The organism is Vibrio sp. 378 (genome assembly GCF_033339435.1).
Window position 1 is genome coordinate 69147 of record NZ_JAWOUO010000008.1, and the last position, 19969, is coordinate 89115.

The following is a 19969-nucleotide window of genomic DNA, read 5'->3' on the forward strand; positions in this document are numbered from 1 at the left end:
CGCATAGACGACAACAATGCGCAACGTTCTTATTTGGTAACTCAGTATTGAACTAAGTCTTCACTGTTTATACATGTCACTTAATGAAGGTGAACCTATGTGGAGCTTACACCTGCTCTTCAGTCGCTTTGTATCGGCGAACTCGAATGTCCGCTTGCTCTTTATGCCCCGCAAAACCTTCTAGAGCACAAAGGCGCGAGCAATACTCGCCAACTTTGAGTGAGGCTGCTTCACTTACACGTTGGTATGTGCACGTTTTGATGAACTTACCGACCCACAACCCGCCTGTATATCGAGCTGCCTTGTTTGTAGGCAGTGTGTGGTTAGTACCAATGACCTTATCACCGTATGACACGTTGGTTTCTTTGCCTAGGAATAGGGCACCAAAGTTCGTCATGTTATCGAGGAAATACTTTGGATCTTTCGTCATTACCTGAACATGCTCGAAAGCCAGTTCATCCGCAACTTGTACCATCTCTTCATATGTATCGCAGACTATAACCTGCCCATAATCAGCCCATGCCTTTGACGCAATTTCAGCTGTAGGAAGGACTTTGAGTTGCCTTTCGATTTCTTGGATGGTTTCTTCTGCAAACTCCTGCGAGTTTGTTAATAAAATTGACGGGGAATTGTAGCCGTGTTCTGCTTGGCCAAGTAAATCTGCGGCAGCGAGTTCAGGGTCGCATCCAATCTCATCAGCAATGACTACTGTCTCTGTTGGACCGGCAAACAGATCAATTCCAACACGACCAAAGAGTTGTCTCTTGGCTTCTGCGACAAAAGCGTTGCCCGGACCTACAATAATATCAACTGGAGCAATGGTTTCCGTACCAATGGCCATTGCACCCACAGCTTGTACTCCGCCCATGCAATATATTTCATCTGCTCCCGCCATTGCCATTGCCGCTACGACATACGTGTTCGGCTTCCCGTTAAAAGGAGGAGCACATGCGATTACACGTTGTACGCCAGCTACTTTAGCCGTCAGTACACTCATGTGTGCTGAAGCGACAAGTGGATATTTTCCACCTGGAATATAGCAACCGGCGCTGTTTACAGGAATGTGTTTGTGCCCAAGAAACACGCCAGGCAAGGTTTCTTCTTCTACGTCTTTAAGAGAGTTTCTTTGGATTTCGGCAAAACGACGAACTTGTGCCTGAGCAAACTCGATATCTTCTTTTTCTTGTTCTGTCAGGGCATCGACACACGCTTTGATTTGCTCATCAGTCAATCGAAATTGCTCTGGGCTCCAGTTATCAAACTTCTCTGAGAGCTCTTTTATGACAGTGTCACCCTTACTTTCTATTCGTGAAAGAATATTTTCCACCGTTGTGCGTACACTTTCGTCATTGTTTTTAGCTACTTCAACGTCAATACCGTTCTTTAAGTAATTGATCATACTGTTCTACCTATTCACCTTGTTATGTACCTAACCTGAGCGCAATATTTAAGATTAATGCGCTGTATACGTATTCAATAAATAACCGATTAAGGAGTAGAAAGGATACCGTCCACCCTCAGAAATGTGATCTATTCGTACAAAATTGGTTGCTATAATGTTAATTAATTGTTGTTTGAAGGCGATCACAGTTGTTTTTCTTTTTATTCACTAACTTATCGACTCTTCTGAATAGGTATTCAGTGGAGTGGTCTTTAGTTTCGTTGTCATGAGTGAAAAAGTTGTGATGCGAAGTTGGGGAGTAAAAGAAATATTACAAGGAGAAGGGTATGCGTCATTTCAAACGACTGAAATCAATAGGGTTAACGCTCTTGTTAGCTGTTCCATTCACAAGTACTGCTCAGACAGTTCTTAAGTTAGGTCATATCTATGATTCATCGCATCCATGGCATGACAGCGCGGTAGAGATAGCCGATAGAATTGCCAGTAAAACTGATGACCGTGTGAAAATTGAGATCTTCTCGAATGGTACGTTGGGTTCAGAGCAGGAATTGCTCGAGCAAGTAATTACTGGTGGTGTTGACATCGCTGAAATCAGCTCAGGTCAGTTGGGAAATGTATTTAAGCCCATGGTGATAACTGAAATGCCATATATCTTCAAAGATACCGATCACCTAATGCGCTTCTTCGCAAGTGATATTGCCCAACAGATGTTCGATGACTTTAAGGATCAGTTCAATGTTCACTTGCTAGGTTCGAGTTCATGGGGCGTACGACACGTAATTGGCAGCAAACCAGTGACGTCTCCTGAAGACATGAACTCTTTTAAACTTCGAGTGCCAGAGCAATCTATCACTGTTGCTTATGCGAAAGCGATGGGGAGCAAACCAACACCGGTACCATACACAGAGGCGTATCTTGCTATGCGTCAAAACATGGTCGATGGCCTAGAAAACCCTCTAGGATCAATTCAGACAATGAAGTTCTATGAAGTGGGTAACGAGTTGAGTCTTACTGGACATGTTATTACTGCCGTGCACTTTGCAGTTAACGACGCGTCGCTAGCAGCGTTAAGCGCGGATGACCGTCAAGTTGTACTAGATGAATTCGAGCGCTCAGCACAAGATACAGCAAACAAAGTCGTTAAAGCAGATAACGAGGCTTTAACATTCATGAAGAGTCAGGGTGTCAAAGTTACGCAAACAGACCGTGAAGCGTTTCAGGCAAAGACAAAATCAATGTCTGATGACTACGCAGGATATTGGAAGAAGTACGGTGATTTGTACACGATAATCCAGCAACTTTAATTGGCCTGCGAGGGTAAATGATGCATTTGCTAAATAGATTTGATGAGTACTTTTGTGCGTTCTTGTTCCTGGTCTTGTTTTTGGTTATGTCAGTGAATATTGTGGCAAGAGAGGTTTTTCAAGTTTCATTCGAGTGGGCAATTGAACTTTGTCGATACCTCCTTGTTTGGGTGACCTTCATAACAGGAGTATCACTCTTCCTTCGTGGGCAGCACATCGCCATCGATAACGTGTGGAGGAGGGTTCTAAGGGGAGGGAATCGCAGAGTCTATCTAGCGCTAAATGCAATCCGATACCTGTCGACTATCTGTGTCGGAGTCTTTCTCTCCTACTATGGTTATGAATTTGCTTACAAAATGAGATTTTTTTCAAGTCCTTCACTGGAAGTAAGCCAATCATATCTCTATGCCGTAATTCCGATCACCGGTGCGCTCATTGTTGTTACTTCATTGATTAACTTATATAAGGAAAAAGACGCATGTTGATTGGGTTCATTACCTTATTGGTCTTAGTTGTTTTGGGGGTGCCGGTTGCGTTCAGTGTTACTTTCGCAAGTTTGGCCATTGTACTTACTGATCCAATGTTATCGGAAACCACCGCGCTGCAACGCATGGTTTCAGGGGTAAATTCATTTACATTTATCGCCATACCTTTTTTTATCTTAGCTGGAAATCTAATGAATACTGGCGGTATTACCGCACGGATCTTTGAGTTTGCCTCTGTTTGTGTGCGCCATATTAAAGGTGGTCTGGCTCATGTGAATGTATTCTCTAGCGTTATATTCTCTGGTATGTCTGGAGCCGCCGTTGCAGATGCGGGAGGTCTTGGCGCAACTACGATTAAGGCAATGCGGTCAAGCGGCTACGGTGAAAAGGTGAGTATTGGGGTCACTGCTGCTTCATCAATCATTGGTCCTATAATTCCTCCTAGCATGTCCATAATCATCTATGCGATCGTTGCGTCACAATCAATTGAGAAGTTATTTGCCGCAGGTGTTGTGCCTGGGCTTATGATGGCTTTGTCGTTGATGGTTATGATCTATGTATTTTCTGATAGCTTGAAATGTCCGAATGAAAGGAAGGCAAGTAGGAGTGAAATTTGGCAAGCCTTAAGAAGGGCGTTCCCATCATTGATGACACCATTCATTATTCTCGGCGGGATATTTACCGGAGCCTTCAGTCCAACAGAGTCCGCTGCGATCGCTTGTCTGTATGCCTTGTGTTTAACAATTTTCTACGGCGAGTTTTCGTTTAAGTCCTTTGTTGAGTGCATTGTAGTTTCTACGAAAACATCAGGCCAGGTACTAATGATCATTGCGTCAGCTACCCTGTTTGCTTGGATACTGACCACTAAGCAGATACCTCAAACCATGTCAGAATTTGTATTGGGCGGTGTAGATTCTTTTTGGATGGTACTTCTCTTTTTAAACTTATTGTTATTGACGGTTGGCTTGTTCTTGGAAACCGTAGCAGCAATCAACCTGTTAGTACCAATTATCTATCCAATCATGGTGTTAGGCTTTGGTATGGATCCTGTGCAGTTAGGAATTATCATCGTTCTTAACCTGATTATAGGCACACTTACGCCACCATTTGGAACGGTGTTGTACGTACTCAGTGGTGTATCTAACACCAGCGTCACGGATGTGGCCAAGTACACGGCATTCTTCATTCCACCATTGCTGATTGTGTTGGTGCTGGTGAATGTTTTTCCATCTTTGACGTTAGCTCTGCCAAAATACCTATTTGGGTAGTTTGACTGACACCTAGCAACGGGTTTGAGGTTCAGAAGTAAAAGTAAGCAAACAAGGATTAAGCGCTGCGAAGCCAGCGCTTAATCCTATTGTTGAACAAACCCGATGCCTCCATATAAGTAGATTGTGCGATCTTTTCTGGTGATGACCTTACCTCGATGATTCTCCTTGGGTGATTCAAGATACTTTTTCTAATCTGACATAAGCGTTTTAGAGGGACTATGCTAACGCGTTTATGTCCAAAATCTTGTTGGTCGGTATGGAGCTACTGGTTCCTCCGTGCGTTGTTAATAGAAATACAAGCGAATAAGGAGTGGATAATCGCTCAAACGGCGGATGGAACAGCGATAAAACGGCAAAAATTATTGGAACTAAGTCAAAGCCCTTTTTTGATGGAAAGACTTATTGATCTGAACACACCAATTTTCCATATAAGTACATCCACAAATACAAACCTCAAACTGGCGATAAAGAGCTTTAATATTGATAAATATATAAACAGCTTGGGCGCTGAAGAAATTTCAGTATACTGCGCTTAGGTTACACTGTAGAAAAAATCGCCGTATTCCCAGCGGGGTCCTTTGATGAGAAATAGAAATCGCGTTTGAATATGCAACCAAACGATTTTGCCGCTTGCAGGTTATTCGGTATACAAATAATAAACCTTTGACTAGTCCGAAGGTCGGTCGAATGAGAGAAAGTCATGTTTTTTAATAAGTCGCTTCAACAAGAAAATCAACGATTAAAGCAGGAGTTGCAAATCCTGCAGCAAATCCAAACCAGTTTAGATGAAGAGATGATCCGCTTAACATTGGATAGTAAAGGCCTCATTACTTCTGCAAATACCAAACTACAGCAAGAACTTTTCTTACATGATGATGAGATCTTAACGAAATCAATTACTGAATTGGTACCGTCAAATTCGCGCAATACAGACCACTTTCATCGAATGAAGAAAGCCGTCCAAGATAAAGTGTTCTGGAATGGGGCATTGCAAGTACAGAAAGGTAATGATGAGGAAGCCTGGTTAAGAACGATTATCCAGCCTGTTTTAAATGAGCGCAGAGAAGTAGAAAGCTTTTTTGTTTTTGCTTCTGAACTTACGCGAACGATCAAATCATCCCGTGAGCAAGAGGACATGCTAAATGCATTAAGTCGTTCTATGGCGGTGATTGAGTTCACATTAGATGGCCATGTTTTAAAAGCCAACGATAATTTCCTAAACACAATGGGTTATACGCTTGATCAGATTCTAGGGAAGCATCATCGCATGTTTTGTGATCAGGAAGAGTCGAGCTCTCAAGCTTACCGTGAGTTTTGGCAACGTTTAGCAAAAGGGCAATTTTCATCAGAGCGATTCAAACGAGTTAACCGTTATGGTGAAGAGGTGTGGCTAGAGGCTTCATATAACCCTATCCATAACGACAGAGGAGAGCTCTACAAGGTCGTTAAGTTCGCGACAGATATTACCCAGCAGGTGATGCAGGAACAGAAAATGGCCCAGGCTGCGCAATTGGCGAACGAAATCTCCCAAGAAACTGGAACACAAACCCTGCAAGGGCAAGAGGTTATAGGCTCAACGTTAGAAAAGATGCAGATACTTTCCGAGCAAATGCAGCAAGCGAACACCGCGATTGACGAGCTTAAAGCGCACTCATCGCGTATTAGCGAGTTGGTAAATAGCATCAGTGGTATCGCTGACCAAACTAACTTATTGGCGTTAAATGCGGCGATAGAAGCGGCTCGTGCGGGTGAGCATGGTAGAGGTTTTGCCGTTGTTGCTGATGAAGTCAGACAGCTTGCTACAAGAACCAATGCAACCACCGATGAAATTGTCACAATGGTAAGTGAAAACCTACAGCGAACAGATAACGCAGTTAAGCTGATCGCTAAATGCCAAAAAGAAGCACTAGATACGCTAGAGCTCTCTGAAAAAGCAGGCAATGTGATGAATGAAATACAAGATGGCGCTAGCCGTGTTGTAGAGGCCGTGGAGCAATTTAACCGCTCGTTGTAGTTAATCAATAAGTTTTCATTGTAGGGGCGATGGGTAAAAAGCAATTCGCCTTATTCAACCTGTATTGAGGAGCGCTGAAGTCGCAATACTACTCCTGCCGCAGTCAAGTTAAGCGTTTTGAAGGGGAGGTAGTTCGATACCCGGTACCGGTTTTAGCCAGTTTGCTTGCTGTATAGAATGCTAAAGTAATTTAGTATGCGAAAAGGCTTGCCTTAAGACTTTGCCTGCATTTAATGTATCTAGCAGCAGAACTTCAATCTGCGTGACAACAATACAGGAGAGGATCGGGCTTTCACTTTTTCGCTCGACACAAACCCCTTTCAAATTTACACAATAGCGCAGTAAAACTCTCTTGCTGCGCTATTGTGTGTTCCATATTTTGTGAGTACTTATGTTTAACTCAGAACGCAAAGCGACGGTTATTCTGGTTGCGACGACGATGATCGCTGCACTTGGCTGGATATTCTCTAAGGAAACAATACAGGGTTTACCACCTTTTGGCTTTATTGGGGCGCGATTTACTATCGCTTCGCTCTGCTTACTGCCTCTATGTTACCGACCTTTGCTGAAAGCAAACTTAAAAGATGTGCTTTCTGCTGGTGGTGTCGGGCTCCTGTTAGGCAGTGCCGTTATGACATGGATTTACGCTATTTCTATCAGTGATACTCTTGGGGAAGGCGCATTTATCATGAGCCTTTCCATGCTGTTTGTGCCGATTGTTGCATGGGTTATGTTTCGTCAACGACCACAACGAATTTTCTGGCTTTCTTTGCCTATCGCTGTATTAGGTCTTGCTTGTCTTTCTTTAGTTGGTGGCTGGAAACAATCGGCCAGTCAATTGTGGTTTCTTGGTGCAGCACTGGTTTTGGCGCTTCATTTTAATGTGAACAGCAAATACTCTCAAAAACTACCTGTGCTGCTGCTTACTTGCGTGCAACTTTTTTCAGCAGGTTGCTTAGGTTTGTTGGTTTCATTTTTTATGGAATCTTTCCCGGCTGAGGTGGACTCCTCTATTTGGTGGTGGTTTGCGTTGAGTACCTTATTAGCGACGAGCTTGCGTTACGTAATGCAAACCATGGGGCAAAAATTTGTTCAGGCAGGTAACGCTGCTCTAATTATGATATTAGAACCAGTTTGGACGGTTATTCTGAGCGTGCTGTGGTATGGCGAAGTGCTAACGGCAAATAAACTAGTAGGTTGTGTGCTTATCTTATTTTCTCTAATTATTTATCGTACTGGCGGGCGGTTTCGCTTCCCTACTCGAAAGTAGAGCAAATTAACTTGGGTTGGGAGAATTTGAGGTGCCGGAAGGCCTTCTACGAAAGTGATAATACGCGGTTACGCAATGCTAATGACACTTTTGATGTAGGCTGCCGACCCAGCTCTTCGCTGATCATCCAGCCAGCTTTAGCCAGTAGCTCTAAGTCGATCCCCGTTTCTATTCCTAACCCTTGGCATAAATATAGTACATCCTCCGTTGCGACATTTCCTGATGCGCCATGAGCGTATGGGCATCCACCCAGCCCAGCTACACTACTGTCGATGGTATTGATGCCCATACTCAATGCCTGATAAATGTTGGTGAGAGCTTGTCCCCATGTGTCGTGGAAATGGACAGCAAGCTGGGGAAGAGGTGCAATCAACATGACGGCTTCTAGCATAGCAGCGATACGGTTTGGCGTGCCTGTACCGATTGTGTCGCCTAGAGACACCTCATAACACCCTAAATCGATGAGTGATTTGACCACGCTCGCCACTTGTTTAGGGGCTGTCGGGCCATCGTAAGGGCAGTCGGCAACGCAGGATAGATAGCCACGAACAGGGATGCCGTGTTTGGTGGCTAATCGCATTACAGGTTCGAAGCGAGTTAGGCTTTCTGCAATCGAGCAATTGATATTGTGTTGGCAGAATCCTTCTGAGGGTGAAGTGAAAATCGCGACCTGATTGGCGTCAGCCTCCAACGCTTGTTCTAAGCCTTTTAGGTTTGGTGTCAGGGCAGAGTAGGTAACATGATTTCGCCGTGTTATTGCTTTCATGACCTCTATTGAGTCCGCCATTTGTGGCACCCACTTGGGTGAGACAAAAGAGCCCGCCTCAATATGAGTTAGCCCAGTATCAGAGAGTAAGTTGATCAGCCGGATTTTAGTCTGGGTCGCAACAGGAGATTCATTTTGCAAACCATCTCTAGGACCTACTTCGACAATCTTTACTTTGGAAGGTAGCATTACTTGTCCTGTGACTTGGTGACCCAACTTGGGCTACGTTTTTCAAGAAACGCGTGCAGCCCATCTTGACCTTGGGGTGATACTCTAATGTCCGCAATGAGCTTGCTAGTATAGTGAATCAGTTGTTGATCGATGGGGTTTTGATGACATTGATGGCAGAGCGTTTTCGCTTTACGCATCGCATCTGGGCTATTAAGTAGCAACGTCTTGATTACGCTATCGACCGCATTTTCAAGCTGTTTGGCTTCTTTCACTTCGTGCACAATACCAAACCGTTCGGCATCTTCGGCTGAAATGACTTCACCACTTAAGATATAGCGTCTAGCTTGTCTATTCCCCATCGCGCGCATGACGTAAGGCGCAATGGTCGCTGGAACTAAACCAAGCCTAACTTCACTTAAGCAAAAGTTGGCACTTTGGCTTGCGATGGCGATATCACTACAACAAATCAACCCTAAAGCACCACCATAAGCGGAACCTTGAACAACTGCGATGGTGGGTTGAGGGAACGAATCTAATGTTTCCATGAGTCTTGCCAAGTTTTGGGCATCAACGAAGTTATCTTGCATCGTGCTGTCGGCCATCGACTGCATCCAATTCAAATCGGCCCCGGATGAAAAGTGCTTGCCGTTACTTCTTAATACCAAGCACCGCACATCCGTTCGTAAAGCGAGATAATCTAGGCGGTGGATCAGCAAGTCGATCGTACAAGCGTCAAAAGCATTGTGTTTAGCTGTTCTGTTTAGGGTAATGGTCGCTACGCCATTATCATCGACATGCCAAAGAACATCATCTTGCCTTTGGGCGTTGGGAATAATGCTTGGTTGCATTTCCTGCATACTAACTTCCTTAATTCATCTTTGGATGTTTACATTCTGAAGACGCCAAACTCGCTATCAGGAATGGGGGCATTTAATGCTGCCGTTAACGCTTGACTCAACACCTGACGCGTTTTTTTAGGGTCAATAATTCCGTCATCCCATAGCCGAGCGCTCGCAAAATAGGGATGTCCTTGTGTTTCATACAAGTCTATGATCGATTCTCTAAAAATGTGCTCTTCTTGCTCTGACCACGCTTCCCCCTGACGTTCCTTCGCGTCTTTTCGAACTTGTGTTAAAACGCCTGCTGCTTGTTCTCCGCCCATCACAGAAATACGCGCGTTCGGCCACATCCACATCATGGTTGGATCATACGCTCGGCCGCACATGCCGTAATTACCAGCGCCGTACGATCCACCGATGATCACGGTAAACTTCGGCACGTCAGCACAAGCGACGGCCATCACTAGCTTGGCGCCATGTTTTGCGATGCCTTCTTCTTCAACCTTTTTTCCGACCATAAAGCCGGTAATGTTTTGGAGAAAGAGAAGCGGTGTTTTCCGTTTGGCGCACAGCTCAATAAAGTGCGCGCCTTTTTGTGCCGATTCAGAAAACAAGATACCGTTGTTTGCCACAATACCAATCAAGTGTCCTTGAATACGAGCGAAGCCACACACTAGCGTTCTGCCATACAAGGCTTTGAATTCGTCGAAATCAGAATCATCGACGATGCGGGCAACAATTTCTCGAACGTCGAATGACAGTCGTAAGTTGGCATTCACGATTCCGTAGATTTCTTCTGCGTCGTAGCGGGGAGGAAGCACGGTGTTTTCTGGCTTAACAGGTCTTGTTCTATTGGCATTGGCAATGGCTTCTCTCGCAAGCATTAGGGCATGTTCATCATTTTCAGCGTAATAATCTGCGACACCAGATTTCCGACAATGCACGTCTGCACCGCCGAGCTCTTCACCCGTCACGACTTCGCCAGTGGCTGCTTTCACCAAAGGTGGTCCCGCCAAAAAAATGGTGCCTTGCTCTTTAACCATAATGGAGACATCCGCCATGGCAGGAACGTACGCGCCCCCAGCAGTGCAAAGCCCCATCACAACAGCAACTTGGGGGATGCCTTTCGCTGACATTCTCGCTTGGTTAAAGAAAATGCGACCAAAGTGTTCTTTGTCGGGGAAGACGTCGGACTGATGAGGGAGATTTGCGCCACCGGAGTCCACCAAATACACGCAGGGGAGTTGGCAACGTTGGGCAATCTCTTGCGCTCTAAGGTGTTTTTTTACCGTGAGTGGGTAGTAGGTTCCGCCTTTTACCGAAGCATCGTTGGCGATGACCATGCATTGAATCCCCTCTATGATACCAATGCCGGCGATAACACCAGCGCAGGGGATCGCTTCGTCATACACTTGCCAGGCGGCAAACTGGCTGATTTCAAGAAAGTCAGTGTTGTCATCAAGCAAGCGCGCGATGCGTTCTCGTGCGGGGAGTTTTCCTTTTTGCCTCTGGTGCTGAATGGCTTTTTCACCGCCGCCCTGTTTGATGGTCTCGATGTGTTGATTAAGTTGAGTGACCAACGTTTCCATCACGGCTTTATTGGAAAGAAATAACTCGTCAGTTGGCTTAGTTTTACTTTTGATAATGGCCATAATGACTTCCTTGTCGTATGTTCTGTTAGCGAGATTCTTCGAACAGCTCTCGGCCTATTAACATGCGGCGAATCTCTGAGGTACCCGCGCCGATTTCATAAAGCTTTGCATCACGTAGCAAACGACCAGCAGGGTATTCATTGATGTAGCCATTCCCACCGAGCAGTTGTATTGCATCGAGTGCCATTTGTGTGGCGAGTTCTGCACTGTACAAAATCGCGTCAGCGGCGTCTTTGCGTGTTGCGTTACCTCGATCACAAGCCGCTGCGACGGTATATACATACGCTTTTGCTGCACTCATTCGAGAGTACATATCGGCGATCTTGCCCTGAACTAACTGAAACTCGCCAATGGATTTTCCAAACTGCTCTCGTTCATGTACGTACGGGACCACAATGTCCATGCAAGCTTGCATTATCCCGAGTGGTCCGGCAGCGAGGACGACGCGCTCGTAATCCAGCCCACTCATTAACACCTCGACGCCTTGATTCAACTCGCCAAGAATATTCTCTTTTGGCACTACGCAATGGTTAAATACAAGTTCGCAAGTATTCGAGCCTCTCATGCCTAGCTTGTCCAGCTTTTGAGCATGAGTGAAACCTGCGAAGTTACGTTCAATAATGAATGCGGTAATGCCACGTGAACCTGCGCTGACATCTGTTTTAGCGTAAAGCACCACTACGTCAGCATCGGGCCCGTTTGTTATCCACATTTTGTTGCCATTCAGTACAAAATGGTCGCCCTTGTTCTCCGCTTTCAGTTGCATGCTTATCACGTCTGAACCGGCATTGGGCTCACTCATCGCTAGGGCGCCAACGTGCGTACCATCAATGAGTTTTGGAAGGTATTTTTCGCGTTGAGAAGGCGTGCCGTTACGAAAGATTTGGTTGACGCACAGGTTAGAATGAGCGCCGTAGCTTAAAGCGACAGACGCAGAGGCACGGCTGATTTCTTCCATGGCAACAACATGAGCGAGGTATCCCATGCCTGCACCACCAAGCTCTTCATCGACGGTCACACCAAGCAACCCCATTTCTCCCAACAAAGGCCATAAATGATTCGGGAACTGGTTATCGCGGTCTATCTCAGCGGCGATGGGCGCAATATGTTCCGTAGCAAAGGCATTAACGTGTTCTCGGAGCATATCGATGGTATCACCAAGTCCGAAATTGAGTGGGGTATAGGTGCTTTTCATAACGTCTCCCGGTATCAGAGGTAGGGTGGAAAAGCCTGTAGCGGTCTTGCTAATTGAGTATAGCGTTTATGTCTGCTTGCTTTTGAGTGTTTGAATACAACGCTCCTTAGCGGCATTCAACTCAGCCATAACGACGCTGATGTCGTTGAGTTGTTGTTGTAGGACAGCTTGTTTCTCTTCAATGATATTGAGCATTTTCAATAACTGTCCTTCGGTTTGTTGCATGTCGTAGAGCTCGAAAAGTTCACGAATTTCTGCTAACGAAAAACCGAGTCGTTTCCCTCTTAAAATCAGTTTGAGGCGAATTCTATCCCTGCGTTGATAAACGCGCATATTGCCTTTTCGCTCTGGTTCAATCAGACCCACGTCTTCATAAAACCGGATACTGCGAGTAGTAATATCAAACTCCTTGGCGAGGTCACTGATCTTGTATTTTTCCATAACATACTTACCTCGAATAAAAATCCAGTTTCTGGAAATCGAACCTTAAATGGGAAGGCCGAACATCAACTTTGAAATATAAACGTCTGCTTGGTGTGTTTTTTCATCTCATTGTAAAGGCTAGTGCTATGCTTACGTAAACGTCAAGAAATCGCGGAATGAAAGTTTGTTAGTGAAAAAGGCGATAAAGGCTGGTGTGGCGCTTGGTGAGTAATTCTATGTAGGGTGTCATCAGTCTGCCAAGTGTTCACATATACCTTAAGGGAATGCGAATCATGGGAAAAGACATCTGGATTGTCAGCGCGAAAAGAACGCCAATTGGGCGCTTTCAAGGCAAGTTGCAAACTTACTCTGCTCCTCAATTAGGCGCACTGGCGATCAAGGCGGCAATGCACGAAGTGAATGTGACTTCGGTGGATGAAGTGTTCATGGGATGTGTGCTTCCAGCAGGGTGTGGACAAGCTCCTGCGAGGCAAGCATCTATGGGGGCAGATCTTCCTTTGGGTGTAGGGTGCACCACCATTAACAAAGTGTGTGGCTCTGGCATGAAGAGCGTCATGTTAGCGCACGATCTCATTAAAGCTGGAACGATTCGCTCTGCCATTGCTGGTGGTATGGAAAGTATGACCAATGCGCCGTATCTGCTGAGGGAGGCGAGAAAGGGAATGCGTATGGGGCACCAGTCTGCGTATGACCACATGTTTCTCGATGGGCTACAAGATGCTTACGAAGGGCACTTAATGGGTGTTTATGCTCAGCAAGTCGCTGACAGGCTTAAGTTCACCAGAGAGCAAATGGATGAATGGGCCGTGATGTCGGCAAAACGTGCGTTGGAAGCTCAAGAGCGAGGCTTGTTTGCCGATGAACTTTCGCCGGTTTCACTCAATACCAAGTCAGAACAAGCGGTGCTGAACTACGATGAGCACCCTCGCTCGATTGACCTTGGTAAAATTCCTCAACTCAAACCTGCATTCGATGAAAAAGGTACGGTGACCGCTGCTAATTCGAGTGCCATTTCAGATGGCGCAGCGGCTCTTGTGCTTATGGATGAAGACACTGCGCGTCATCAGGGGCTTAAACCACTTGCGATCATCAAGGCGCACTCTACACATGCCAGAAAACCTGCAGAATTTACTTTGGCACCCGTCTACGCAATTGAGCAACTGCTGTTCCAGCTAGATTGGTCAATTTATGAAGTGGACCTGTGGGAAATCAATGAAGCCTTTGCCGTCGTGACACAAATAGCGGTGGCGGAACTTGGACTAGATACGAGCAAAGTAAATATTAAAGGTGGAGCCTGTGCGCTTGGGCATCCGATAGGGGCTAGTGGCGCACGAATTCTGGTGACATTGATTCACAGTTTGCGTCAGCTACAAGCGTTAGGCACCAATGGTGATCTCGAAGCCAAAAAAGTGATGCGGGGTGTTGCGTCACTTTGTATCGGTGGTGGAGAAGCCACGGCGATAGGCATTGAAATACCGCTTTAATTGAAATCAGAAAGGAGTAAATGATGACTCGTTTGGTTCCCTTGTTTATTGGTGGCGAGTTTCGTGAATCTCAAACATCGGATTGGGTTGAGGTAACCAATCCCGCCACTAATGATGTCATTGCGTACGTTCCATGTTCCACAGAGCACGAGATGGAAGCCGCCATTGATAATGCGAAAGAGACATTCCAATCTTGGAAGGAAGTGGCAGTATCCGAGCGTGCCAGAGTCATGCTTCGCTATCAGCACTTGCTCAAAGAACATCATGATGAGCTTGCCACACTGCTTTCTCATGAGACGGGTAAGATTTTAGCGGATGCCAAAGGCGATGTGTGGCGTGGTATCGAGGTGGTTGAGCAGGCGGCAAACATTGCTAGCAACATGATGGGAGAAACCGTCGAAAACGTTGCCACGGATATTGATAGTTACTCAATGATTCAGCCCTTAGGTGTGTGTTGTGGGATCACGCCGTTTAACTTTCCTGCCATGATTCCGTTGTGGATGTTCCCAATCGCCATCGCTGCGGGCAATACGTTTGTGCTCAAACCCTCCGAACAAGTGCCATTGACCTCTATTCGTTTAGCCGAACTATTTGAGCAAGCCGGCGCGCCAAAAGGGGTGTTGCAGATCGTTCATGGCCGCAAAGAGCAAGTCGACTTTCTGCTGGCTCATCCTGATATTCGAGCGGTGTCATTTGTTGGCTCGGTTCCTGTTGCCCGTTATATCTACACTACGGGTACGAAACACTTTAAACGCGTTCAAGCTTTTGCTGGTGCTAAAAATCACATGGTGATCATGCCTGATGCGAACAAGGAACAAGTGGTGAATAACTTAGTGGGGTCCTCCGTTGGGGCGGCGGGGCAGCGTTGTATGGCAATTTCTGTTGCGGTATTTGTCGGCGATTCAAAACAATGGATTACAGACCTTAAACAGGCAATGGCGAAAGTACACCCAGGGCCTTGGGACGATGAGCAAGCTGCTTATGGCCCACTGATCAGTGAGCAAGCCAAACAACGCGTATTGGACCTAATCGAAGATGGCAAACAACAAGGCGCAGTGTGTGAACTGGATGGCAGTCAGTGTGAAGTGGAAGGCTTTCCCGATGGAAACTGGATTGGCCCAACCTTGTTTAGCGGTGTAACAGCGAATATGTCGATTTACACGCAAGAGATATTTGGCCCTGTTTTAGTTTGTATGGAAGTCGAAACGTTGCAAGAGGCCATTGAGTTGGTGAATCGCAACCCATACGGGAACGGCACTTCCATTTTTACGGCTAATGGCGCTGCTGCGAGAAAATATCAGCATGACATTCAAGTCGGTCAGGTTGGGATCAATGTGCCTATTCCAGTCCCTTTACCATTTTTCTCCTTTACTGGTTGGAGAGGCAGTTTCTATGGTGATTTACATGCGTATGGTAAACAAGCGGTACGTTTTTATACCGAGACTAAAACGGTGACGGCACGTTGGTTTGATGACGATATTCCAACGGGGCCTAATTTGACCATCCAACTGCGCTGAGTGAATAGAAGGAGCTTTTATGGACTTTGAACTTAATGAAGATCAACGTGCATTTGCCGATACCGCTCAGCAATTTGCCGATGAGTGTTTAGCACCGATGGCGGCGGAGTGGGATGAAAAGCAGATCTTCCCCAAAGACGTATTGAGAGAGGCGGGGGAACTGGGGTTTCTCAGTCTCTACACTCCAGAAGCGCAAGGTGGCCTAGGGCTGAGTCGCTTGGATGCTTCAATTATCTTTGAACAACTGGCCATGGGATGTACGTCCACTACGGCGTTTATGACGATTCACAACATGGTCAGTTGGATGATAGCCAGTTTTGCTACCGATGAAGCCAAAACGCAGTTCTGTCCGAAATTAGTTACGGGGGAGTGGTTAGGCTCCTATTGCTTAACCGAGCCTAATGCGGGGTCGGATGCCGCTTCGTTGGCCACAACCGCGAGCAAAAAAGGTGATACTTACGTGCTGAATGGCTGCAAAACCTTTATCTCTGGCGCAGGAGAGACAGATGTTTTGGTCGTGATGGCGAGAACTGGAGAAGCGGGTGCCAAAGGCGTGTCCGCATTTGTTGTCCCTGCTCACGCTGATGGTATCAGCTATGGGCGCAAAGAACCCAAAATGGGTTGGAACAGCCAGCCAACACGAGCGGTTACTTTTGAAAATGTCGTTATTCCAGCTAGCCATTTACTGGGCGAAGAAGGGCAAGGTTTTGTCTTTGCGATGAAAGGGCTTGATGGAGGGCGTATAAATATTGCGACCTGTTCCGTCGGTACGGCTCAACAGGCCCTTGAACAGGCGACACAGTATATTCAGGAGCGTAAGCAGTTCGGCAAGTCGCTTGCGCAGTTTCAAGCCTTACAATTCAAATTAGCAGACATGGCGACAGAGCTAGTGGCTGCTCGGCAGTTAGTGCGCTATGCCGCCAGCAAGCTCGACCGAAATGACCCAGATGCCACGGCTTATTGCGCGATGGCAAAACGGTTCGCAACCGATGTGGGCTTTCAGGTTTGCGACCAAGCGCTGCAGCTTTATGGCGGCTATGGTTACATCAAAGAGTATCCAATGGAGCGTCATTTCAGAGATGTGCGTGTGCATCAAATTCTGGAGGGAACGAACGAAATCATGCGCTTGATCATCGCGCGCCGTTTGCTCTCTGAGGAATCGGCCTTGCTGTAGCGAAGTATTGGATTTGCTCATTGAGAAAGGATTCAGATATGCCATTAACCCAAGAAGCCATTCAACATACGATCACTAATCACGTTGCGGTGGTGACGATGAACAACCCGCCAGCCAATACGTGGACATCAGAGAGCCTCAAGGTACTGAAGTCGCTGATACTCACACTTAACAATGATAAGCAGGTCTACGCACTGGTTTTAACCGGCAGTGGAGAAAAGTTTTTCTCTGCTGGTGCGGATCTCAAGTTGTTTTCTGACGGTGACAAAGCGGTTGCGTTAGACATGGCGCGATGCTTTGGTGAAGCGTTTGAAACGCTCTCGGAATTCCGTGGTGTTTCCATTGCCGCTATTAATGGTTACGCCATGGGTGGAGGTTTAGAAGTGGCATTAGCTTGTGATATTCGAGTCGTTGAAGAGCAAGCGGTACTTGCTTTACCTGAAGCCAAAGTCGGACTTTTGCCCTGCGCTGGCGGTACCCAAAACCTCACAGCGTTAGTAGGGGAAGGCTGGGCAAAGCGTATCATTTTATGTGGAGAGCAAGTCAGCGCTGACAAAGCAAAAGAACTAGGCTTGGCTGAGGAGTTGGTCTCCAAAGGCGAAGCTTTAAGTAAAGCGCTGGAGCTTGCTGACTCTGTTGCGAACCAGTCGCCATCTTCTGTCGCCGCATGTAAGGCGCTCATTCAAAATATGCGCTCTGCGCCACTTAAGCACGGCTTAATGAAAGAGCGAGAGTTGTTTCTGACTCTTTTTGATACGGAAGATCAAGTTGAGGGTGTTCGCGCCTTTTTAGAAAAACGCCCACCGCAATGGAAAAACCGATAGGAGGCCACATGGCAGGGATGGTAGCCATTAGTGAAATAGAGTGCTTCGATGGCGTGCACCGCATTGGTATCGCAACGTTAGACAACACCGCTTCATTGAATGCATTGACGTATGACATGTTAGTCCAACTTAACGATCAGCTTATCAAGTGGCAAGACGATCCGCATGTGACTTGTGTGGTACTCACTGGCGCTGGAGAAAAAGCATTCTGTGCTGGTGGCGATGTTCGAGCTATGTATCACGTCATGCATAACGAGAGTAAAGAAAAAATCGTAGAGTTCTGTACGGACTATTTCTCGTTGGAGTATGAGTGTGACTATCTCATTCACACTTACAACAAGCCTATTATCGGTTGGGGAGAAGGTATTGTAATGGGTGGTGGGATGGGGCTTTTTATGGGAACCAGCCATAAAGTTGTGACAACAACATCACGCCTTGCTATGCCAGAAATCAATATTGGACTGTATCCTGATGTGGGAGGTACGTGGTTTTTAAGCCAGATAGATCCGCAAGTGGGTTTATTCCTCGGATTGACAGGTTCCATGGTGAACTCAAGTGACGCTGTCACTATTGGTTTGGCCGATTGGTTACTGTTGGAAGAGCAGTATCCCACCTTACTGGATGAGCTAAAGCGGCTCCAGTGGGGGAAAGAAGATGCGAAAGAGTTGGTAACTGCGCTACTACAATTAATGGAAGAACAGGTTATTGATAGCAAACCAACCACGCAAATTTGTCCATACTTAGATCAGATAGAGGAAGCGTGCAAAGGCTTTGATCTTAATACGATAGCACAGCGAATCATGGCTATCGACGGGAACAGTCAGTGGATAGAAAACGCGAAACAAACGTTCGCATCGGGCAGTCCGATCACCGCGCATATTTGCTTTAGACAAGTGAAAGAGTACCACAGCTTACCGCTTGCAGATTGCTTCCGTTTAGAGTTGAGTTTGTCGGTTCGCAGTGCCTTATTAGGTGAGTTTAAAGAGGGCGTCCGTTCTCGGCTCATTGACCGGGATGGCGAGCCGAGCTGGATATTTAACAGTGTCAGTGAAGTCGATGAAGATGTTATCGATACTTTGTTTACCTCTCTTTGGTCAGATAACGAGCATCCGCTTGCTAATTTGGGTGAACAAACACTAGGTCAATAAGGAGAATGATCATGAGTACCATCGCATTTATCGGTTTAGGAAGAATGGGACATCCTATGGCGCAAAACTTACTCGCGTCTGGATTTAACGTGCAAGTATTCGATGTCTATAGCGAAGCCGCAAAGCAATTAGTACCTTTTGGTGCGGTGGTGGCGAGCTCTATCGAAGAGGTAGTAGATGGTGCTAGCACAGTCATCACGATGCTACCAGCAGGGTCTCACGTTCGTTCCGTGTATCTTGGTGACTTACACGGTGGCGTAGGTGTCCTCAATCTTGTCTCGCCAAGTACCTTGATAATTGATTGTTCAACCATTGATCCGGACTCCGCGCGATTAGTCGCCAATGAAGCGGCAAATAAACGCGTGTTGTTTGTCGACGCACCCGTTTCGGGGGGCGTTGCTGGCGCTAAAGCGGCGACATTAACCTTTATTGTTGGTGGTTCGGATCAAGCGTTTTCTAAAGCCAATGCGATTTTGCAGTATATGGGAAAAAATGTTTTCCATGCTGGCAAAGCAGGCGATGGTCAAATGGCGAAAATCTGTAACAACCTTATGCTCGGCATTTTAATGTCTGGTACGTGCGAGGCATTAAACCTAGGTATCGATCATGGACTCGATCCAAAAGTGCTATCAAACATCATGCTGCAAAGCTCTGGCCGAAATTGGGCATTGGAGCTTTACAATCCTTGCCCAGGCGTGATGGACAGTGCGCCAGCCAGTCACGATTACCAACCGGGCTTTATGAGCAAACTCATGCTGAAAGATCTCGGCTTGGGGTTAGATGCGGCGTTACAAACACATTCTTCGGTTCCGATGGGGTCGTTAGCGCGCAACTTATATTCTTTCCACAACGCGAGCGGCCACGGCGAGCTCGATTTCTCAAGCTTATTTGAGTTATACAAGAGTAAGAAAGGCTAGACTGAGTTTTGTGACAAACCAACCCGAGATGGTGACCTAAAACGCGCATCATTTCGGCCAACTTAGACTGGTTGAGATAGAGAACATTACGA

17 protein-coding genes and 2 pseudogenes are annotated in these 19969 nt (G+C 46.4%); 13 read left to right on the forward strand and 6 right to left on the reverse strand.

Annotation, left to right across the window (positions count from 1 at the left end; translation table 11 throughout):
• Nucleotides 1-106: 106 nt before the first annotated feature.
• The gene (gene hisD, locus R7Q48_RS15890) at nucleotides 107-1399 is read right to left on the reverse strand and encodes a histidinol dehydrogenase (RefSeq protein WP_256902637.1); all 1293 of its coding nucleotides are present in this window, start codon (nucleotides 1397-1399) and stop codon (nucleotides 107-109) included.
• 329 nt (nucleotides 1400-1728) lie between these two features.
• On the opposite strand from hisD, the gene dctP reads away from it, so the two are divergent.
• From dctP to R7Q48_RS15915, 7 genes and pseudogenes are all read left to right on the forward strand, one after another.
• Nucleotides 1729-2706, forward strand: coding sequence for a TRAP transporter substrate-binding protein DctP (gene dctP, locus R7Q48_RS15895; RefSeq protein ID WP_130545544.1), 978 nt, complete (start codon nucleotides 1729-1731; stop codon nucleotides 2704-2706).
• An 86-nt stretch (nucleotides 2707-2792) separates the two neighbouring features.
• The gene (locus R7Q48_RS31715) at nucleotides 2793-3191 is read left to right on the forward strand and encodes a TRAP transporter small permease (protein WP_369426530.1); all 399 of its coding nucleotides are present in this window, start codon (nucleotides 2793-2795) and stop codon (nucleotides 3189-3191) included.
• Entirely contained in the window at nucleotides 3185-4459 is a 1275-nt protein-coding gene (locus R7Q48_RS15900; protein WP_130545546.1) for a TRAP transporter large permease, read from the forward strand. Before R7Q48_RS31715 ends, R7Q48_RS15900 begins: the two co-directional genes overlap by 7 nt.
• 221 nt (nucleotides 4460-4680) lie before the next feature.
• On the forward strand, nucleotides 4681-4998 hold the full coding sequence (locus R7Q48_RS15905; RefSeq protein ID WP_256902638.1) for a hypothetical protein: 318 nt from the start codon (nucleotides 4681-4683) through the stop codon (nucleotides 4996-4998).
• A 257-nt stretch (nucleotides 4999-5255) separates the two neighbouring features.
• A pseudogene (locus R7Q48_RS31720) lies at nucleotides 5256-5942 on the forward strand (PAS domain-containing protein); the annotation flags it as partial.
• A gap of 180 nt (nucleotides 5943-6122) precedes the next feature.
• Nucleotides 6123-6476 (forward strand): annotated as a pseudogene (locus R7Q48_RS31725) (methyl-accepting chemotaxis protein); the annotation flags it as partial.
• Between the two features lie 391 nt (nucleotides 6477-6867).
• Complete coding sequence (locus R7Q48_RS15915) at nucleotides 6868-7746, forward strand: DMT family transporter (protein WP_005375761.1); 879 nt, start codon at nucleotides 6868-6870, stop codon at nucleotides 7744-7746.
• A gap of 46 nt (nucleotides 7747-7792) precedes the next feature.
• On the opposite strand, the gene R7Q48_RS15920 is transcribed toward R7Q48_RS15915, so the two are convergent.
• The 5 genes from R7Q48_RS15920 to R7Q48_RS15940 all read right to left on the reverse strand — a co-directional run bounded on the left by R7Q48_RS15920 (nucleotide 7793) and on the right by R7Q48_RS15940 (nucleotide 12810).
• The gene (locus tag R7Q48_RS15920) at nucleotides 7793-8701 is read right to left on the reverse strand and encodes a hydroxymethylglutaryl-CoA lyase (protein ID WP_213960749.1); all 909 of its coding nucleotides are present in this window, start codon (nucleotides 8699-8701) and stop codon (nucleotides 7793-7795) included.
• Nucleotides 8701-9540, reverse strand: a complete 840-nt coding sequence (locus tag R7Q48_RS15925) for an enoyl-CoA hydratase-related protein (protein ID WP_256902640.1) — start codon at nucleotides 9538-9540, stop codon at nucleotides 8701-8703. Before R7Q48_RS15925 ends, R7Q48_RS15920 begins: the two co-directional genes overlap by 1 nt.
• Before the next feature lie 29 nt (nucleotides 9541-9569).
• A complete protein-coding gene (locus R7Q48_RS15930) occupies nucleotides 9570-11174 on the reverse strand; it encodes a carboxyl transferase domain-containing protein (RefSeq protein WP_151515464.1) in 1605 nt (534 codons plus the stop codon).
• Nucleotides 11175-11199: 25 nt separating this feature from the next.
• The gene (locus tag R7Q48_RS15935) at nucleotides 11200-12369 is read right to left on the reverse strand and encodes an isovaleryl-CoA dehydrogenase (protein WP_318132375.1); all 1170 of its coding nucleotides are present in this window, start codon (nucleotides 12367-12369) and stop codon (nucleotides 11200-11202) included.
• Nucleotides 12370-12435: 66 nt separating this feature from the next.
• Nucleotides 12436-12810 carry a MerR family transcriptional regulator gene (locus R7Q48_RS15940; RefSeq protein WP_017821195.1) on the reverse strand — a complete coding sequence of 125 codons (375 nt, stop codon included), beginning with the start codon at nucleotides 12808-12810 and terminating at the stop codon, nucleotides 12436-12438.
• Between the two features lie 275 nt (nucleotides 12811-13085).
• Here R7Q48_RS15940 and R7Q48_RS15945 point away from each other — a divergent pair, with 275 nt between their 5' ends.
• The 6 genes from R7Q48_RS15945 to mmsB are packed head-to-tail and all read left to right on the forward strand — an operon-like array spanning nucleotide 13086 to nucleotide 19877.
• Nucleotides 13086-14297, forward strand: a complete 1212-nt coding sequence (locus R7Q48_RS15945) for an acetyl-CoA C-acyltransferase (RefSeq protein WP_025767662.1) — start codon at nucleotides 13086-13088, stop codon at nucleotides 14295-14297.
• Between the two features lie 23 nt (nucleotides 14298-14320).
• Entirely contained in the window at nucleotides 14321-15814 is a 1494-nt protein-coding gene (locus R7Q48_RS15950; protein ID WP_017634263.1) for a CoA-acylating methylmalonate-semialdehyde dehydrogenase, read from the forward strand.
• A gap of 19 nt (nucleotides 15815-15833) precedes the next feature.
• The gene (locus R7Q48_RS15955) at nucleotides 15834-16988 is read left to right on the forward strand and encodes an acyl-CoA dehydrogenase family protein (RefSeq protein ID WP_256902642.1); all 1155 of its coding nucleotides are present in this window, start codon (nucleotides 15834-15836) and stop codon (nucleotides 16986-16988) included.
• Nucleotides 16989-17026: 38 nt separating this feature from the next.
• Entirely contained in the window at nucleotides 17027-17812 is a 786-nt protein-coding gene (locus tag R7Q48_RS15960) for an enoyl-CoA hydratase (RefSeq protein WP_054574350.1), read from the forward strand.
• A gap of 8 nt (nucleotides 17813-17820) precedes the next feature.
• Nucleotides 17821-18960, forward strand: coding sequence for an enoyl-CoA hydratase/isomerase family protein (locus tag R7Q48_RS15965; protein WP_053303717.1), 1140 nt, complete (start codon nucleotides 17821-17823; stop codon nucleotides 18958-18960).
• An 11-nt stretch (nucleotides 18961-18971) separates the two neighbouring features.
• Nucleotides 18972-19877: a 3-hydroxyisobutyrate dehydrogenase gene (gene mmsB, locus R7Q48_RS15970; protein WP_256902643.1), complete on the forward strand. Its 906-nt coding sequence runs from the start codon at nucleotides 18972-18974 to the stop codon at nucleotides 19875-19877.
• The last annotated feature ends 92 nt before the right edge of the window (nucleotides 19878-19969 follow it).

Coding starts and splice junctions, on each gene's coding strand:
- R7Q48_RS15940 (WP_017821195.1), bottom strand. CDS start 12,810: ATGGAAAAATACAAGATCAGTGACCTCGCCAAGGAGTTTGATATTACT.
- mmsB (WP_256902643.1), top strand. CDS start 18,972: ATGAGTACCATCGCATTTATCGGTTTAGGAAGAATGGGACATCCTATG.
- R7Q48_RS31715 (WP_369426530.1), top strand. CDS start 2,793: ATGTCAGTGAATATTGTGGCAAGAGAGGTTTTTCAAGTTTCATTCGAG.
- hisD (WP_256902637.1), bottom strand. CDS start 1,399: ATGATCAATTACTTAAAGAACGGTATTGACGTTGAAGTAGCTAAAAAC.
- R7Q48_RS15960 (WP_054574350.1), top strand. CDS start 17,027: ATGCCATTAACCCAAGAAGCCATTCAACATACGATCACTAATCACGTT.
- R7Q48_RS15965 (WP_053303717.1), top strand. CDS start 17,821: ATGGCAGGGATGGTAGCCATTAGTGAAATAGAGTGCTTCGATGGCGTG.
- R7Q48_RS15900 (WP_130545546.1), top strand. CDS start 3,185: ATGTTGATTGGGTTCATTACCTTATTGGTCTTAGTTGTTTTGGGGGTG.
- R7Q48_RS15905 (WP_256902638.1), top strand. CDS start 4,681: ATGCTAACGCGTTTATGTCCAAAATCTTGTTGGTCGGTATGGAGCTAC.
- R7Q48_RS15920 (WP_213960749.1), bottom strand. CDS start 8,701: ATGCTACCTTCCAAAGTAAAGATTGTCGAAGTAGGTCCTAGAGATGGT.
- dctP (WP_130545544.1), top strand. CDS start 1,729: ATGCGTCATTTCAAACGACTGAAATCAATAGGGTTAACGCTCTTGTTA.
- R7Q48_RS15915 (WP_005375761.1), top strand. CDS start 6,868: ATGTTTAACTCAGAACGCAAAGCGACGGTTATTCTGGTTGCGACGACG.
- R7Q48_RS15935 (WP_318132375.1), bottom strand. CDS start 12,369: ATGAAAAGCACCTATACCCCACTCAATTTCGGACTTGGTGATACCATC.
- R7Q48_RS15930 (WP_151515464.1), bottom strand. CDS start 11,174: ATGGCCATTATCAAAAGTAAAACTAAGCCAACTGACGAGTTATTTCTT.
- R7Q48_RS15925 (WP_256902640.1), bottom strand. CDS start 9,540: ATGCAGGAAATGCAACCAAGCATTATTCCCAACGCCCAAAGGCAAGAT.
- R7Q48_RS15955 (WP_256902642.1), top strand. CDS start 15,834: ATGGACTTTGAACTTAATGAAGATCAACGTGCATTTGCCGATACCGCT.
- R7Q48_RS15950 (WP_017634263.1), top strand. CDS start 14,321: ATGACTCGTTTGGTTCCCTTGTTTATTGGTGGCGAGTTTCGTGAATCT.
- R7Q48_RS15945 (WP_025767662.1), top strand. CDS start 13,086: ATGGGAAAAGACATCTGGATTGTCAGCGCGAAAAGAACGCCAATTGGG.